Source organism: Paenibacillus prosopidis (assembly GCF_003337375.1).
Taxonomy (GTDB): domain Bacteria; phylum Bacillota; class Bacilli; order Paenibacillales; family Paenibacillaceae; genus Pristimantibacillus; species Pristimantibacillus prosopidis.
Window position 1 is genome coordinate 290,476 of the sequence record NZ_QPJD01000001.1, and the last position, 16,844, is coordinate 307,319.

12 protein-coding genes are annotated in these 16,844 nt (G+C 46.0%); 10 read left to right on the plus strand and 2 right to left on the minus strand.

What is annotated here, in order from left to right:
* Positions 1 to 483: 483 nt before the first annotated feature.
* A complete protein-coding gene (locus DFP97_RS01255; protein WP_342773239.1) occupies positions 484 to 1,977 on the plus strand; it encodes a GMC oxidoreductase in 1,494 nt (497 codons plus the stop codon).
* A gap of 357 nt (positions 1,978 to 2,334) precedes the next feature.
* Here the strand turns inward: DFP97_RS01255 and DFP97_RS32165 are convergent, their stop codons facing one another.
* Entirely contained in the window at positions 2,335 to 2,535 is a 201-nt protein-coding gene (locus DFP97_RS32165) for a hypothetical protein (protein WP_425453479.1), read from the minus strand.
* Between the two features lie 782 nt (positions 2,536 to 3,317).
* On the opposite strand from DFP97_RS32165, the gene DFP97_RS01260 reads away from it, so the two are divergent.
* The 6 genes from DFP97_RS01260 (at position 3,318) to DFP97_RS01285 (ending at position 13,008) form a co-directional block, all read left to right on the plus strand.
* On the plus strand, positions 3,318 to 6,920 hold the full coding sequence (locus DFP97_RS01260; protein ID WP_114378152.1) for an S-layer protein: 3,603 nt from the start codon (positions 3,318 to 3,320) through the stop codon (positions 6,918 to 6,920).
* Positions 6,921 to 7,104: 184 nt separating this feature from the next.
* The gene (locus DFP97_RS01265) at positions 7,105 to 7,758 is read left to right on the plus strand and encodes a M48 family metallopeptidase (RefSeq protein WP_114378153.1); all 654 of its coding nucleotides are present in this window, start codon (positions 7,105 to 7,107) and stop codon (positions 7,756 to 7,758) included.
* Positions 7,759 to 7,797: 39 nt separating this feature from the next.
* On the plus strand, positions 7,798 to 8,274 hold the full coding sequence (locus tag DFP97_RS01270) for a GNAT family N-acetyltransferase (protein ID WP_114378154.1): 477 nt from the start codon (positions 7,798 to 7,800) through the stop codon (positions 8,272 to 8,274).
* A 16-nt stretch (positions 8,275 to 8,290) separates the two neighbouring features.
* Positions 8,291 to 8,815 (plus strand): D-glycero-alpha-D-manno-heptose-1,7-bisphosphate 7-phosphatase, encoded by a 525-nt coding sequence (locus tag DFP97_RS01275; RefSeq protein ID WP_114378155.1) that lies wholly within the window; start codon positions 8,291 to 8,293, stop codon positions 8,813 to 8,815.
* Positions 8,816 to 9,056: 241 nt separating this feature from the next.
* Complete coding sequence (locus tag DFP97_RS01280; protein ID WP_114378156.1) at positions 9,057 to 11,336, plus strand: AraC family transcriptional regulator; 2,280 nt, start codon at positions 9,057 to 9,059, stop codon at positions 11,334 to 11,336.
* A gap of 46 nt (positions 11,337 to 11,382) precedes the next feature.
* On the plus strand, positions 11,383 to 13,008 hold the full coding sequence (locus DFP97_RS01285) for an extracellular solute-binding protein (RefSeq protein WP_114378157.1): 1,626 nt from the start codon (positions 11,383 to 11,385) through the stop codon (positions 13,006 to 13,008).
* Here the strand turns inward: DFP97_RS01285 and DFP97_RS01290 are convergent.
* Positions 12,998 to 13,201, minus strand: a complete 204-nt coding sequence (locus DFP97_RS01290; RefSeq protein ID WP_114378158.1) for a hypothetical protein — start codon at positions 13,199 to 13,201, stop codon at positions 12,998 to 13,000. The two genes, DFP97_RS01285 and DFP97_RS01290, sit on opposite strands and share 11 nt — an antisense overlap.
* Before the next feature lie 30 nt (positions 13,202 to 13,231).
* On the opposite strand from DFP97_RS01290, the gene DFP97_RS01295 reads away from it, so the two are divergent.
* From DFP97_RS01295 to DFP97_RS01305, 3 genes are all read left to right on the plus strand, one after another.
* Entirely contained in the window at positions 13,232 to 14,167 is a 936-nt protein-coding gene (locus tag DFP97_RS01295; protein ID WP_114378159.1) for an ABC transporter permease, read from the plus strand.
* 16 nt (positions 14,168 to 14,183) lie between these two features.
* A complete protein-coding gene (locus DFP97_RS01300; protein WP_114378160.1) occupies positions 14,184 to 15,056 on the plus strand; it encodes a carbohydrate ABC transporter permease in 873 nt (290 codons plus the stop codon).
* An 87-nt stretch (positions 15,057 to 15,143) separates the two neighbouring features.
* Complete coding sequence (locus DFP97_RS01305) at positions 15,144 to 16,814, plus strand: ABC transporter substrate-binding protein (RefSeq protein ID WP_114378161.1); 1,671 nt, start codon at positions 15,144 to 15,146, stop codon at positions 16,812 to 16,814.
* The last annotated feature ends 30 nt before the right edge of the window (positions 16,815 to 16,844 follow it).

Genomic DNA, 16,844 nt, shown 5'->3' on the forward strand with positions numbered 1-16,844 from the left:
GAAATAGCAAAGAGGGGCGGTAGCCCCTCTTTTTGTTGTTGGATCTGTTACGTACTATGTTGATTCTTGAACAAAATATGACCGCAATTAGTCTTGATTAGAAATTTATTTTTTCCATTACAGCTATCAATGGCCAAGGCTAGGCCTCTATCAAGTACGAGACCATACTGGGATATTATTGGGAGATCTGAGAAGCTTCTGCTCTGGTCTTCTTTTTTTGTACCCATTTACGGATAGGAGCGTGGAGGACAATGTTGGACACATTCGATGCGTTTATTTATTCCTACATAAACGATCTGCTATCATCATAAACATGAATCAAATCCAAACAGGAAAGCGGGATGATAAGTCCTGAAAATATATATAGCTAATGAAGGAGATACTCTAAGAACAGTTTCTCTGTCCTATAAGGTCGAATTAGAAGAGCTTGTCTCGCTCAATCTGCACATTCAACATCCTGACCGGGATATCCAAGGAAGTCATGTGAAACTTCCCGATCAGATCAGCCCAACCAAACAAAAGATTCAGATCCCGACTTGCCCGGGGGTCTGCGTTTACCCGGAACAGTGGGTTCCGCTGACTTCTCTTGAAAACATGGAGCAAGTGGAATATGATGTGCTCATCGTAGGCACGGGGGCAGGAGGAGGGGCTGCTCTATGGAGATTAAGCGAACAGTGGGAGGGGACGGGAAAACGGATTGGTGTCGTTGAAAAGGGAGATCTCCTATTGCCAACCAATGGAATGAACATCGCTACTATGGATCCCGAACGGTTTTTAAAATATTATTACACTGTATCTAAATCGCCCCCTCAATATCCTTCGCCGCAAGTCTACGCTTTAGGGGGAAGAACCTTGTTTTGGACAGCGGTGAGCCCCCGTATGCATGTTTCCGAAATAGCAAATTGGCCCGTAACCGTTAAAGAGATGGAATTGTATTATACCGTTGCGGAGAGGATTATGAACGTCACACACTCCTTCACCCAAGGAAGTCCGCTCACTGAAATAAGTCTTGATCGGCTTAGGAAGAACGGTTTCCCCGAAGCAACGGATGAACCGATTGCCATTGATCTTTCACCTACAAAATTCGGAGTGGTCAACTCCAACGCATTTTTCAGTTCGATAACGTTCATTGCGCACGCCCTGAATCGCCCCTTCGATTTGGCGGTAAACGCCAGCGCTGTTCAAGTCCTCGTGGAAAGGAACAGAGTCGTCGGCCTCAAAGTGATGTCTCCGGATAAGAAGCCCTACTATTTAAAGGCAAAAACCGTTGTTTTATCTGCGAGCACTTTTGGAACGCCTCAAATTTTACTCAACTCCGGGATTGAAGGAAGGGTGATCGGTCGTTATCTGAGCAACCACTCTAGGCTAGTTGGTACAGGTTTATTACATCGGTCCGAATTCACGGAGAGATTGGGACCGCTTCGCATTTTGATTCCAGGCACCGAAAACCGTCCTTATCAATTTCAAATTTGGGGACCCGGAAATTTTGCTTGGGTTCAGAATAAAGTACAACCTTTGAAAGAGAAGTGGGAGGTTAAATTCTATGGTTCAGGCAAAGTAGAATCTCGTTTCGAAAATTTTGTCGCTCTTGACCCGGTTAGGCGCGATGAATACGGGTTATCAGAAATACAGGTTCATTTTAGTTATAGCGAACAAGATGAAATCGTTATTCAACAAATGGCTGAAGCAGTGAAACAGGCTTCAGCAGCGATGAAAACCCCCTTACTTTCAACCGGCGGTCAACCGGCCATCTGCCTACTGCCTCCCGGATTGGAAAATCATGAGATCGGAACCTGCCGCATGGGAGACGATCCTTCCACCTCTGCAACAAACAGGTATGGTCAAATTCATGGTATTCACGGCCTCTTTGTGGCTGACAATAGCGTAATCCCAACCAGTGGTACCGCTAACCCTACGCTTACCACTGTAGCGTTGGCTATTCGCACTGCGGATTATATCATTCATCAATTGAAATAAACCTGAAACTTTAAGTTTCTGGAAAGTCATGAATTTGAAACAATTGATTAGATGGGTTCTTCAAGTGTCGGTGGGTTGCTAAGTAACGAACAAAAGCAGTCTTGAGAATTTCATCTCATTTGTAGTATATCGGTAGAAGGAAATAATAAAGCCAAAAAAATAAGAACCGGGTTAACGTTTATTGAGCAAACACCATTCCTACGGACACATACATGTTTATTGTCACTGTCTACTCGTCACATGTGTGGAATGTTGCTCACTGTTAGTTTGGAATGGAGATAAATCTTGAGATGTATTGGCGAATATTTTAAGAAGGGAGAAATCCCTTCTTTTTTTATTTTATATAGGCGAAAAGCATCAATTACAGGCTACTGTGATAACGCCAAGGGAGGAATCTAATATCCATTTTGTCCAGCCAAGTATAACAGGTGCTTCCTGGATTACAATGTGCCGATACGCGTGATTAAGACAACCTTCTAAATAGGTTTCAATGGCTATCGAGGTTCTTTCCCACGGATCAATCTCAGTATCAATAGCAGTCGATACACATTTTACCATTTCTTCTAAAAGTCCATCTACTACTTGTTCAAACAGGGTTTTTTTATCCTTAATATGATAATATATGACGGTAGAACGGACTTATGACAATAAAGCAAAATTCCTTGACTTGTTTATGCCGCTTATCAACTCGGAAATTGACAGGTTAATAGAACAAGAGAAGACTTTGAGGTATTTTCCGTTTATGAGGAAGAAGCCATAGTGCTGCGCAACCACACCGATTAGCCCCGGGTCCATAAGATTTCTCCATCTGGAGGTTGCGACGAGCTCTTCATTGTCGTACATGTTACTAAGCTTTTGATTAAATCCGGATTCTGTATAGGTTTTGACCACGCTACCGTCCTTTCCGAATTGATCGAAGACAGTGCCTCAGAGATATTTTGAGGCAAGATAGTCATACATGTCCATATGAAAATGATGGAACGACGGGGTTCAAAGCTGTTTATGAAACGCTGTTCGAATCCAATTCTTATTGAAATCAAATATCGTGAGAACTTGACTATGGGGCCATCATCTTTTAAAAGGTGGGGGCTTTTGACACTTGCTAGCTATTTGTGAGCATGTTTTTAATATCCAGTTCTTTATGTGCTCATTTGTAAAAATAACAATAAATGAAGTCAAAATCATGGTATAAAAAGAGAAAGATAATATGAAACAATAAAAACATTACCAATATTTATTTAAAAATCAGATGAGAGGGGATGGCTAGCGGAAACCAGTAGTGTCCGGAAAAAAATGAAAGCGCTTTTAAATCCCAAGGTTAGAAAGGACGGATTATAAAAATGGTCAGTATGAGAAAAAAGTTTAAAAAGTCGATTGCTTATTTATGTGTGACTTCGATGCTTTTTGGGTCAGTCGTCATTATGGATACAAATGTATCTAAAGCTGAAGTTATCACAAAAACAATTACGATTGATGGAAGTAATGTGGATAAATATAACCGGTTTAAAGGTTTTGGAACGGTAACAGCTAATAATACATCTCGTTTGCTGTTAGATTATAAAGAAGAGAATCCGAATGAATATTGGGAAATGATAAATAAGCTGTTTAATAAAGAAACAGGGGCTGGACTAGCGCACGTCAAAGTGGAGTTAGGTGCCGATGTTAATTCATCTTCAGGAACTGAGCCCGCAACTATGCGTTATGCAGACGAACCGGCAAACGTGCTAAGAGGAGCAGGGTTCCAATTTGCCGCTGATGCCAAATCAATTAACCCGGATATCACGACTGAAATTTTGCGATGGGGTGAACCGCGTTGGTCATGGAATGGCGTTGCAAACAATAACTATGAAAATCGATATCAATGGTATAAACAGACAATCGATGCCGTTTATGATGAGTATGGTTTTAAAATAGATTATGTTGGGATCTCTCAAAATGAAAGAGCTCAAAATAATAACGGTAAAAATGAATTGGAATGGCTGAAATACTTTACTTCAAAAATCAAACTAGAGCCAAACTATGATTCAGACTACAAAGATATTAAACTTGTTGCCGCAGATGGCTATCGTGATACAGCAACAATCAGCCGTACACTACTTAATAATCCGGATTTGATTGATGAAATTGATGTAATCAGTTCCCATTATGGTCTGACCGGCTCTAATGAACTAACTCAACTGCAAAATAAATTGATTGCTGAAGGCAAAAAGCCAAAAGAAGTTTGGGTATCTGAGGGAATCGCTCCAATGATTAATGCTCGTTATCGTGAAAATATGGAGCCCAATTATAATGGTCTTGGAGGAAAAGCAGGGGTTATCGATGTAACTTCGCGTATTATCTCCGTGTATTCATGGACAGGAGCAGGCAGCAATCCTTTGAATGCGGTTTCATTTGATTTTCAACCGTCCGTTGCAGCCTTTTATGAAGGTTCTTCCTATAATCCGAAGCATCTGATTAGTGCGTATGATCCATGGTCTGGTTTTTACGAAGCAGATGGCGGGTTACAAGGGGTTCGTCATGTTATGAACTTTGTCGGATATGATGATCATACCACACCTGAAAATGAGCGATGGATGTATGTTAAAGATGCTACATTTAGTGATGGAGCTTTCTTCGATGGCGGTGTAGATGTCGATACGAGTACTCATAATTATATGACGTTAAAAGATCCGGAAACGGATGACTATACAACCGTTTTTGCAAATAATACTAAGGAGACACGTAAATATAAGATTAATGCCACAAATCTAAATGGAAAAGAGAATGCACCAGTCTATGTTTGGGAAACACGGGGGGCAGATGAAGGACAAAGTTATGATGCTAACTGGTTCAAAAATATCGGCAAAATCACACCAATAGATGGTGTATATGAAGTTGAAGTAAAACCTTATTCGATCGTGACCATTTCAACATTAGATAAGGAATCAGTTAAAGGCTTTGAATATGAATCAGAACCGGAACCTGTTGATTTATCGAAAGACACCATATTGCCTTTACCTTATACGGATGATTTTGAATACGATATTTATTCTATCGATGATAAAGGCAGAGACTATGTAGATCGTCGCGGAGGCACACCGCGTTATACGACTGACCAGATTGCCGCTTTTGAAGTTGTTAAGAAGGCAACTAAACCGCAGCTTAGTGGAAGTGCAGCACGTACTGATCTGGAAATTCCGGATGCACAGGCTCATGGAAATATGCTGCAGCAAAAAATCACTCTTGATATTATTGGAGCAGAATGGGCAGTTTGGGGCGGAAAAGATGGATCGGCGTCTACAAGTAACCCAACCGCTACGCTTGGTGATCATCGCTGGGTGAATTATAAAGCTTCTTATGACTTTTTATTAGATACGCATACACCTGAAGTAGAAGGAAGAAGTAATTACGCCTTAATTGGGGTACGTCAAGTGAAAGCCGGCGGGGCAGATTCCCATGCACCATACAATGCACGTTTATTTTCGGATGGAAGATACGAAATTCTTAAACTTTGGAAGGTGGTAAGCAGCGGAACGATTGAAGGTTTCGATAACAAGGTATGGCATAATTTAGCATTTGAAGCGAAAGAAAATGTATTTACACTTTATCTTGATGGAGAAGAAATCGCTGCTTATACGGACGCTGATTATACAGTAATGGCTGGAAGAATTGCGTTAGGGTCCGGTTATTACGAAACCTTAATCGATAATCTACGTGTAGAGCCAATTGAAGGATACGCTTATGAATCGGATAAATATGATAGTGCACAAGGTAAGAAATTCGCTACGGAAGTAGAAGCTCTGAACAATACGGATGAATTCTATCCAATCGGGTACGTTGGCAAATGGGAATATACACAAGCAGGATTTGCACATTTTAACCGCACACAAATGACTGCAAAAACAAATGTACCTGTTTGGAACGGAGTGACTGTAGGATTCAGGGATTCAACAATGGTGCAAGGCACTTTGAACAAAGTATTCTATTCCGGAGAGTGGTCATCAAATAATGCAAATGCCTGGGGAACTTCAGGGGAAGCTTTTGAAATTAAATTTAAGGGTACTGAAATCAGGCTATTTGGTATAACAAATCCATCAAATGGAACAGCAGATGTTTATTTAGATGGAGAATTAGTAGGTGTTGCGAACTATGTAAATAATAGCGAAATTCATCAAGTGGTCTGGTCTGCAGATAGTCTTGAAGATAAAGAACATACACTTAAAGTAGTAGCAAAAGAAAAGTATACGAGCTTTACCAAAGCAGAAATCGAAACGACCGACCCTGTGTTAGCAGTCAACAAATTAGCTGCTAAGAATATTGTGAAAATATCGGATGAAGCACAAATAGGGAATGCAGAAAATACCGTTTATGCATTTAGAAAGAATGGCAACGTCTGGGGTTCAAACGATACGAATGCTTGGGCGCATTTTAATGATGATCCGTATTTGTTGATTAACTTCACGGGTTCTGGCATTGATTACCTGGCTGGGACTGGAGTAATGTCACAATATAATTTCGAGCTGGATGGTGTAGATATGGGCAACTATAGCGTAAATCCAGACGGAGTAATGTATTCTGTTAGAGGCTTGGAAGAAAAACCGCATACAATAAAAGTTTCACTGAAAGATAATGTAAGGAAAGAAGACTATATGGATTACCGTGGAGTCAATATCTACAGTACTCCTAAGGTGGATGGTCCTAACAGCAGTATGATCTTTGATTTTGAAGGATCAGGTTTCAATTTATTCGGGTCGACTCCGGATGCATTAGTTGATGTGTATATCGATGATCTATTAATTGAGGAGAATTTCAGAATTTATTCTAAAGGAGACAGACAAACCTCTTATAACATTCGGGGCCTTGATGATACCAAACACACTGCTAAAGTTGTTGTAAAAGGCGGAACTTTTGTTTTGGATGGTATTGATGTAATTACAGGCAAAAATAAAGCTGAAGATCAATAAAGAAAAACTGCAGCAATTGAAACAAGTGATTAAGCAAGCAGTATGCCTGGGACTAAGTAGTTAAAATCTGCTTATCCCAGGTTTTTTTCTGTGCATGATTGTCGAATGCATTATTGCTATAATAGGTAGAATATAATGACGTGAGTTTTTATGATTTAGAAATAACCTTATAGGAACGATGATGATGAAAATTGAATTTGAAAATAATACGATACAATTTAATGTTCTATATGGCATTAGAAAAAAGCTTTCGATTCATATCGATTCTATGGGTCTCATAACCGTTAAAGCTCCTAATGATACAAGTAATGAAATGGTTATGAGTGCTATGAAACGTCATGGGAAAAGGATCTTGGATCAGTTGCATACGATTGCGGAAGCACGTAATATCCCTACGACAAGGGAGTATCAAGATGAAGGAAAGTTCCTGCATCTTGGGAGGTATTATTTTCTCCATGAGTTAATCGAGACGAAAGAGCTGAATGCAGAAGAACTGAAAAATAGTCTAAAGAAGTTCTATTTCTCAAGCTGCAGGAAGATTGTAGGGGAACGAATCAAAATATATCAGACCAAGCTGAAAGTAAAACCCAAAACAATTGAGGTAGTTGAATCTAAAACGAAGTGGGGAAGCTGCAGCTCGGATAAAAAAGTAACCTTTAATTATCGTTTAGCCATGGCACCGGTTGAAGTAATTGATTATGTAATCATTCATGAACTATGTCATCTCACCCATATGAATCATGATCGGTCATTTTGGAGACGTGTAGGAAGCATAATGCCGGATTATAAAGAAAAGGAAGAGTATTTGGTAAGGCATGGACATGCTATGACACTTTAAAACGACTATACGCTATTAATTAGCAAAAGGAGATAGAAAATGCCTACGATTGTTGCAAAACCATTTGATCAAGAAATGCAAACCCTATTAAGTGAATTAAAATCAGGTTATCATGCAGGGGAATTGAGCAAAAAGGAAAAATCGGAAATTCCGGAAGAGATCTATATCATTGAAGATGATAATAATATGGTCGGGTACGGAGTGATTTGGGAATACAATAATGGGAAACAGTTAATTCATAAGGCGGAATCCGATTATTTTAGCGATGATGAAAAGTACCTGGAGAAGGACTTTTATATTGATATTAAGAACAAAACAGATTTTTTATTTATTGAAGCACTGGATGTTTTGAAGGAATATGAAGGTAAGGGCTATGCCGCTTTCTTTATCAACTGGCTTAAAGTGAAATATCCAAATAAAAAAATGTATGTATATACATTAGATAAATCACGGAACTTTTGGTTTAAGCAGGACTTTGAGGTTGTGGGGAATACGGTATGGATGTCATTTAATTAATGTTACGGAGGCACGGATGAAAGCATTTTTCTTAGATCGCGATGGCGTAATCAATGAAAGTCATAACGTGAATCGGGCGGATGATCTGGTCTTGCTGCCTGGCGTGCCTGAAGCCGTTCGGACTCTAAATGAACTTGGCTATGAGGCATTCGTGGTGACCAACCAGGGCGGCGTAGGACTGGGTTTTTTGCGGAAACGCGACTTGGACAAGATTCATCGGCACATGAGCCGGCAAATCGAAGAGGGCGGCGGGAAGCTCCGGGAGATCAAAGCTTGTATCCATAAGCCCCGCCAAGGCTGCGACTGCCGCAAGCCGAAGCCTGGAATGCTGCTCGAGCTGATCGAACGATACGACATTGACCGGTCGGCAAGCTTCATGGTCGGCGATCGTGACGTGGACATTGGGGCCGGTCATGCTGCAGGAGTTAAGACTATCTTCATTGGCGAGAAAAAGCCGGCGGGCATCATCAAGCCGGACTTCATGTTTATGAGCCTTCATGAAGCCGTTACCCAACTCCAAGAAAGAGGGATCCTGCACTAGCCACAGTGGTACTGGGACCATTTAAGTTTCCTAAACCTAACGAGCCGCTCTGAGTTCAAACACAGAGCGGCTTTTGTCTTCCCGCTCGAAGCACCGAAGCGCTTATGCTGCGTTTCGGGAAAAATCGTTATAGAGTGCACAAAATGTACATGGAGTTTCAAATTGTACATATGAAGCTCCAATCCGGTTCGTGCTATGATAGAAAATGTACAAAAAGTAAAGCGATGTAGGGGGATTCGAATTGAATTGGGGAAGGGGAAACTTCACGCGAAGTGTGGCGTTTCGATGGATCGTATCGTACGCCGTGATCTTATGCATACCCGTCATTCTTAGTGTAATCATTTATGGCCAGACCAGGGGAATCGTGAAATATGAGATCGAACGGGCGAGCAGCGCCATGCTGCAGCAGGTGAGATACATCGTGGACGGGGAGCTGCTTCAGATGGAGAGTCTTGCCGCGCAGCTGGCCATTCATCCGGATGTCCGGGGATTGCTGACTGCGCCTTCAGAAGAGAGCGCTTACAATATTTATAAAATGAAACAAGAACTGAGCAAATTATTATCCACGAACGATTTTATTCAGGACATTTATCTTTATTCGAAGCCTCTGCAGTCGGTACTCTCGAATGAGACCTATCTAAAGGAACGGGTTTTTTATGAGATCAAACATCAGTCGCACACGTTCACTTACGAGGACTGGCTTGCGTTGGTAAACCGGCATCAGTCGGGGGAATATGTGCGGATTCCGGTCGAGAACCAAGCGAGGATCGCGAATACCCCCTCCTATATTCGGTCGTTGTCTATACAATCGGTGGACGACCCCGAGGGAACTCTCATCATGCCGCTCAATGTCGAGAAGATTACGACCATGCTTGAAAATATCGATTGGGTGGAGCAAGGCCAAGTATTTATTTTGGATTCGAATGACCAAATCCTGTTTCAGAACGCCGAAGACAAGGCGATTGCGCCTACGTCGTTTCAGGAGTGGAATAACCGCGGGACTGGCACCTTTACCGCCAAGTTCAAAGGAGTCGAGTCGATGATTACGATCGAGTCGTCCGATACGACGGGCTGGAAGTACGTCAGCGTGTTTCCGACCGACGTCTTCTGGGAGCGCGCCGGGGCCATTCGGACGATGAACCTATTCGGGCTGCTGCTTTGCTTTGCGATCGGCGGCGCGGTTATTTATTATTTCGCTCGCAAAAACTACGACCCGGTTAAACAATTGGTGAGCGTCTTCTCCCGCAGTCCGCTGCAGGGAAACGGAACGGACTTGGACGAGTATACGTTCATTCGGAGAAGCATGCTCGAGACCATTCGAGAGCGGGACGACATGAACAATAAGCATGTTCAGCAGCTTCGGGTTTTACAGGGTTACTACCTGGGACGACTGTTGAAGGGCCAGGCTGACCGGAACGTCCCGCTCACGGAGCTGGCGAAGACGCACAATCTGTCTTGGACGGGCGATCGTTTCGCCGTGCTGTTATTCTACATCGACAGCGACGAGGGGGGAACAAAGGATCTGGCCTTGTCGCAGTTTATTGTGTCCAACATCGTCGCGGATTCGGTCGGCGACCGCTTAACGATACATTTTACGGATATGGACGGCATGTTGGCGGCGGTCGTGAACGTTGATCCGGATCGCGCGGAGCAGTGGAAGGACGATTTGGAGGACCATTTGGCGCAAGCCTACGAATTCATTACGGCCCGGTACAAGCTTCGCTTCATGACGGTGGGAAGCGAGCTGCAGACTGGCCTAGACGGCATCCATCAAGGCTTCCTTCAAGCCTTGGAGGCCCAAGAATACAGGCTGGTGCAGGGGGAAGGCATGCTGATCTGGTACGGGGACATTAAACCGAACGAGGGCAGCTATTTCTTCACCGTGAACGACCAGATGATTCTGAACAATCTCTTGAAGGCCGACGAGTTCGAGAAAGCGAAGGCGATGATCGACAACGTCATCCGGCAAGCGTTCCAGCGGGATATGTCGCATGAAATCGCGAAGTGCGTTCTGCTCGATGTAGCAACGACCCTGATCAAGACGGTTCAGGGCCAAGAGCAGGCGGGCATCGCGTGGGATGAATGGCGTCCGCTCAAGCGGCTGTTGTCATGCTCCACGAAGCTGGAATTTCAACAAGAGCTTCATGACATCTTCGATCGGGTATGCAGCGTGCTCCGCAGCAAGCAGAACGTACAATCAAGCGCCGGCATCGGCGAGAAAGTGATCGAGTTCGTGCAGGCGAACTACAGCGACAAAAATTTAAGCGTGTCGATGATCGGGGACCACTTCCGGCTGTCGCCTCAGTACGTGTCCCGCTTGTTCCGCGAACAGACGGGGCAGGTGGGGCTGCACGACTATATCAGCCAGGTCCGCGTGGAAGCTGCCAAGGTGCTGCTGCTTGAAGGGGGCGGCATTGAGGAGACGGCGTCCCGGGTCGGATTCGCAAGCAGTCATGCGTTTATTCGCGTATTCAAGAAATATGAGGGCATCACGCCCGGAAAGTTCAAGACGATCCAATGACGGGTCGGGCCAAGAAACGAACGTTCAAGAAAGGAGGCGGCTTACGATGGAAGCGCGAAATTTCGGTTTTTGGAGGAAAAGTTGGATTGCGGCTGCCGCCATTGCCCTATTCGCGTCCGGATGCTTTGGAGGAAATGGCGCGGAAGGGAACTTATCGACGAATAGCCGGACGGAGACGGCGGTTCCTGAACCTGGCAGTCCCGCAGCGTCCGGAGAGCCGTTCGAATATCCGATGCAGGGTGCCCCGGAGTTGACGTTGATGACGGAGTTTCCCGACATGGGGACGCCGAATGCGGGACCGATTGACGAAGAATACGAGAAACGAACCGGCATCGTGATCCGGTATCTCGGCGGCGTTCCGATGCAGGATAATAAATTCAAATATCTCCTTGCCTCCGGCAACCTGCCGGACATCTTCATGAATAACTGGCTTCAATTTCCGGGAGGGCCCGAGAAGGCGATCGAGCAGGGGTATATTCTGCCTCTGAACGATGTCATCGACCGGTATGCGCCGAATTTCAAGCGGGTGCTCGAAGAGAACCCCGAGATCGATAAAATGGTAAAGACGGACAGCGGCATCTATTATGCGTTCCCGTTCATTCGTTCGGAGGAGGGCAAGGTGTACGGCGGACCGATCATCCGCAAGGATTGGCTTGACGAGCTGGGACTCCCTGTCCCAACGACAATCGACGAGTGGTACGCGGCCTTGAAGGCATTTAAGGAGAAGAAAGGGGCGACGGCGCCGTTAACGCTCCGAACCTTATTCATGGGCGATCGAACGGCAGGCTTCGCGGGGGCGTTCGGCGTCATGGGGAATTTCTACGTGGAAGACGGGAAAGTAAAATACGGTTACCTGGAGCCGGAGTACCGGGAATATTTGGCGACGATGAGCAAGTGGTATAAGGAAGGGTTGATCGATAAAGACTTTGCCGTTCTGGATTTAGAATCGGTGGACAAGAAGATGACTTCCGGAACAAGCGGCGCGACGGTCGGCTGGTTTTCCTACATTGAGAAATATAACCTCGCGGCGCAGAATAATGACCCGGTAGCTCGTTATATTGCCGCTCCCTACCCGACGTTAAGAGAAGGAGAGATCCCGAAATTCGGGCAGCTCGACAACGCGTATGCGGGGACCAGCTCGGCGGCAATCAAGGCTACGACGAAGAACCTGGAAGCTGCGGTCCGGTGGCTGGATTACGGGTATTCGAAAGAAGGCAGCCTGCTGAATACGTTCGGCATTGAAGGCGTCACGTATACGATGGAGAACGGACAACCGGTGTATACGGATCTGGTCGTTGCGAATAAAGGCGGATTATCCGGCGATCTGGTGATGCTTCAATACGCGCACCAAACGAACTTCCCGATGATTCAGCGCGACTCGCAGCTGGAGTGGAAGTTCAAGGAAACGAACCAAGCCGTCGAAGTATGGAGAAAGACGAAGCACGAAGACTATTTGCTTCCGCCGATTACGCCGACGACGGAAGAAGCCGGCGAGCTGTCAGCGCTGATGGACGGGATCGGAGAGTACGTGATGGATGCGGAGCTTCGGATCATTTTGGGCGTGGATGCCATAGACGCTTACGACGATATGGTGAAGCAGCTGAAGCGGCTCGGGATCGACCGGATCCTGGAAATTAAACAAGCGGCATATGAACGATACGTTAATCGATGACTTCCGAACGCTCGGAGGTCGTCTTTTTTTTTGTTCCTAACGCCCGATTCGGGAAACGGTCACTCCGTTTCAAGCTGTCCATCTTCATTTCCTTGTTATCGTACATCATTTCCGTTAATGAACATTGATGCGAGGGAGGCTTCTCCGATACATTGATGGAGCGACGGAACGTCAGGCCTTTGGGTCCGGCCACGGTAAATTTTCATAAGGAAGGGATGACGGAATGGCAGCTCATGCGCAAAACAAGGCTGTAGACACAAGTCCACTATGGAAGCACGTTAGAAAGGAATGGAAGCTGTATTCGTTCCTGATCCTGCCCGTAATTTACTTCATCATTTTCAAGTATACGCCGATGCTCGGGAACATTATCGCTTTCCGGAAGTATAGAGGCGGAACAAATTTCTTCGGGTCGGAATGGGTCGGGTTTACGTACTTCGAGATGTTTATGAAGGATCCTACGTTCTGGAGAGCCTTCTTCAATGATCTAACCTTAAGCGTAAGCTATCTCGTGATCAAGTTTCCGATCACCTTGCTGTTCGCGCTGCTGCTGAACGAATTGCGACGGGTCAAGTGGAAGAAGTTTGTGCAAACGGTTTCTTACCTTCCCCATTTTATTTCCATGGTTATTGTGGCGGGCATGATTAAGGAGATCGTTTCCATGACGGGACCGCTCAACAGCATCTTGGCCTGGATGGGACTCGAGAAGATATCGTTTATTTCCTTGCCGGAATGGTTTCCGACGCTTTACGTCACCTCGGGTATCTGGCAAAGCCTCGGCTGGGGAACGATTCTATATTTGGCGGCGATGACAGCCATCGATCCGGCGCTCTACGAAGCGGCGAAGATGGACGGCGCGAACCGGTTCCGGCTCGCGATGCATGTCACGATTCCCGGCATTCTGCCGACGGTCATGGTGCTCCTGATCCTCGATATCGGCAGCATCTTAGGCTCGAATTTTGAGAAAATCCTGCTTTTATACAATCCTCTGACTTATGAGACGGCGGACGTTATCTCTACCTACGTCTACCGGATGGGTATCACAGGCAGCAACTTCAGCTACGCGACGGCGGTAGGCCTGTTCGAAGGCATCATCGGACTTATTCTGGTGACGATCGCGAACGAAGTTTCGAAGAGAACGACGAAATCCAGCTTATGGTAGAAAGGAGCCCATCGAAATGAATCGAACCTCGTCCTTTAACGCTTTTACGATTGTAAACGGTTTATTCATGATTCTGGTCGTCTTGTTCACCTTATATCCGTTTGTCTATCTCGTGGCGCAGTCTTTCAGCTCCGAGGCCGCCATCTATGCCGGCAAGGTGACCATCTTTCCGGTCGAATTTACGACCAAGACCTATGAAGTCATCTTGAGCAAGCCTGATTTCTTTCGTTATTACTGGAATACGATCGTTTATTCCGTGGTAGGCACGTTCATCGCGGTGGCCGCGACGGCCGTCATGTCCTATCCGCTTTCAAAAGAGAGGCTGCGCCTCAATAAATTTTTTATCCCGTTTGTGCTGTTTACGATGTATTTCGGCGGCGGTCTCATTCCGAACTATATTCTGATCGCGAAGACACTCGGCATGAGAGATACAATCTGGGCGATCGTCATCCCGGGCGCGATCAGCGCCTTCAATGTCATCCTGATGAAGACGTTCTTCGCCGGTCTGCCGAACGAATTGGAAGAAGCGGGACGCGTCGACGGTCTGGGCGTGTTCGGGATTTTCACGAGAATCATTCTTCCTCTATCGAAGCCGATCCTGGTCACGATTATGTTGTTCGTCATGGTCGGCATGTGGAATAACTGGTTCGGACCTTCGCTCTTCTTGCAGACGAAGGAGAAGTGGCCGGTCGCCTTGTATTTGAAGCAAATTATCGACAACGCGGTCAGTCCGACCGAAATCGGGGCTACGTCCGAACAGACCAGCCAAATCGCGGCAAGCGTCAAATCGACGGCTATGGTGCTTACCTCGCTGCCCATTATCTGCCTATATCCCTTCGTGCAGAGGTATTTCGTGCAAGGGATGATGATCGGAGCAGTCAAGGGGTAAGTAATCGTTGTAATCGATATAACCGGAAGGGCTACGGCGTTTCCGTTATATAAAAATCGCAGGAACCAAATAAAGGGAGGCAGCGGTATGAAGAAATTCAGTAAGGCGGCATTCATGATGATGCTGGCATTGATGCTTGTGTTTGTGGCAGCGTGTTCGTCTAATAACGAAGGCGCTTTGGGTAACGAAACGCCCGCATCGGGCAAGTCAGGCACGAACGGCGAGAAGGCAGCGGAGGATTACGCTTTCGGGGAGGATCAGACCTTCCACTCGAACGAGCCGGTATCCTACTCCATGATGTACAGCGACCATGAGAATTATCCGACGAAAGAGGACTGGAGACTTTGGAGCGCCATTAAAGAAAAAACGAATGTGAGCTTCGACCTGTCCATCACGGCAAGATCGGAATACGAGAATCAAAAATCTCTGCTGGTGAACAGCGGCGACGCCCCTTATATCATTCCTAAAACGTACGATGAATCCGCATTCGTGGCGTCCGGTCAAATCGTCCCTGTCAGCGATTGGGTGCAGTACATGCCGAACTACATGAAGGCCGTCAAGGATTGGGGAATGGAAGAGGATCTGAAGGCCAAGATGAAGAACGACGGCAAATATTACGTCCTTCCGGGCATGTGGGAGATCGCCGGCGGCGGTTATTCCTATATCATCCGCAAGGATGTGTTTGAAGCGGCGGGAGTGGACGTCGAGGGCCAACAAGGGAACTGGACGTACGAGGAATTCTCTGCAGCGATGAAGAAGGTGAAAGAGCATACGGGCGCGGAATACGTGTTCTCCGATCAGTTCAAGGGAGACTCGGCTTTGAACATTGCCGCCGTTCAATATGGCGTCACCGGCGGATGGGGACTGTCTAACGGCTTGGTCTTCGACCATGAGAAGCAGCAGTTCACTTTTGCCGATGCGTCGGATGACTTCAAGAACTATCTTGGTTATTTCAATAAGTTGATTACCGATGGCATTATGGATCCGGAATCCTTCACGCAGGAAGACGATGCGGCAAAAGCCAAGTTCTTCAAAGGCGATACCTACGTGATTAGCGGAATCTATCAGGTATTGGCCGATTTCAAGAGCAAAATGCAGGATCCGAAAGCCGAATTGTATATGATCACGCAGCCCGGCGGACCAAAAGGAATGCTTCGGGTCGAGACTTCCCGTCTCGAGAACGGGATCATGATCAGCCAGAACGCGCTTGACGATCTAGGAGAAGAAGGCTTTATCAAGATGCTTCGTTTCGTCGACTGGCTCTGGTATTCCAATGAAGGTCAAACGCTCAGCTTGTGGGGCGTAGAAGGTGAAACGTATGATCTGGATGCAGAAGGAAATATCTTGCTCAAACCGGATATCTATTACAACGGGATGAACGAAGGCGCAGCGAAGCAGCTGAACGTAGATTACGGCTTCGCGGGCGGGGTGTTCGCGTACGGGGGCTCTGCAAAGCTGAGATTGTCCAAGATGACCGAAGGAGAGAAGGATTTCGTGAACCGCGTCCAGTCGACACGGGAGCAGCGTAAGCTGGCGCCGCCGATTATGGGTTCACCGGAGGAAAGCGAACAGATGAATCTCATTTCGACACCGCTTATGGATTACGTGAAAACGATGACGTTAAAATTTATTACCGGGCAAGAAAGCTTTGATAAGTGGGACAGCTATAAGGCTCAGGTCGAAGCGAACGGCAGCACTCGGTATACGGACATGGCCAATGATATTTTCGGGAAGACCAAGAGCTTGCTGGGCTATTAAGGTTTAAAAAAGGGGCTAGGTGCGGTCTTC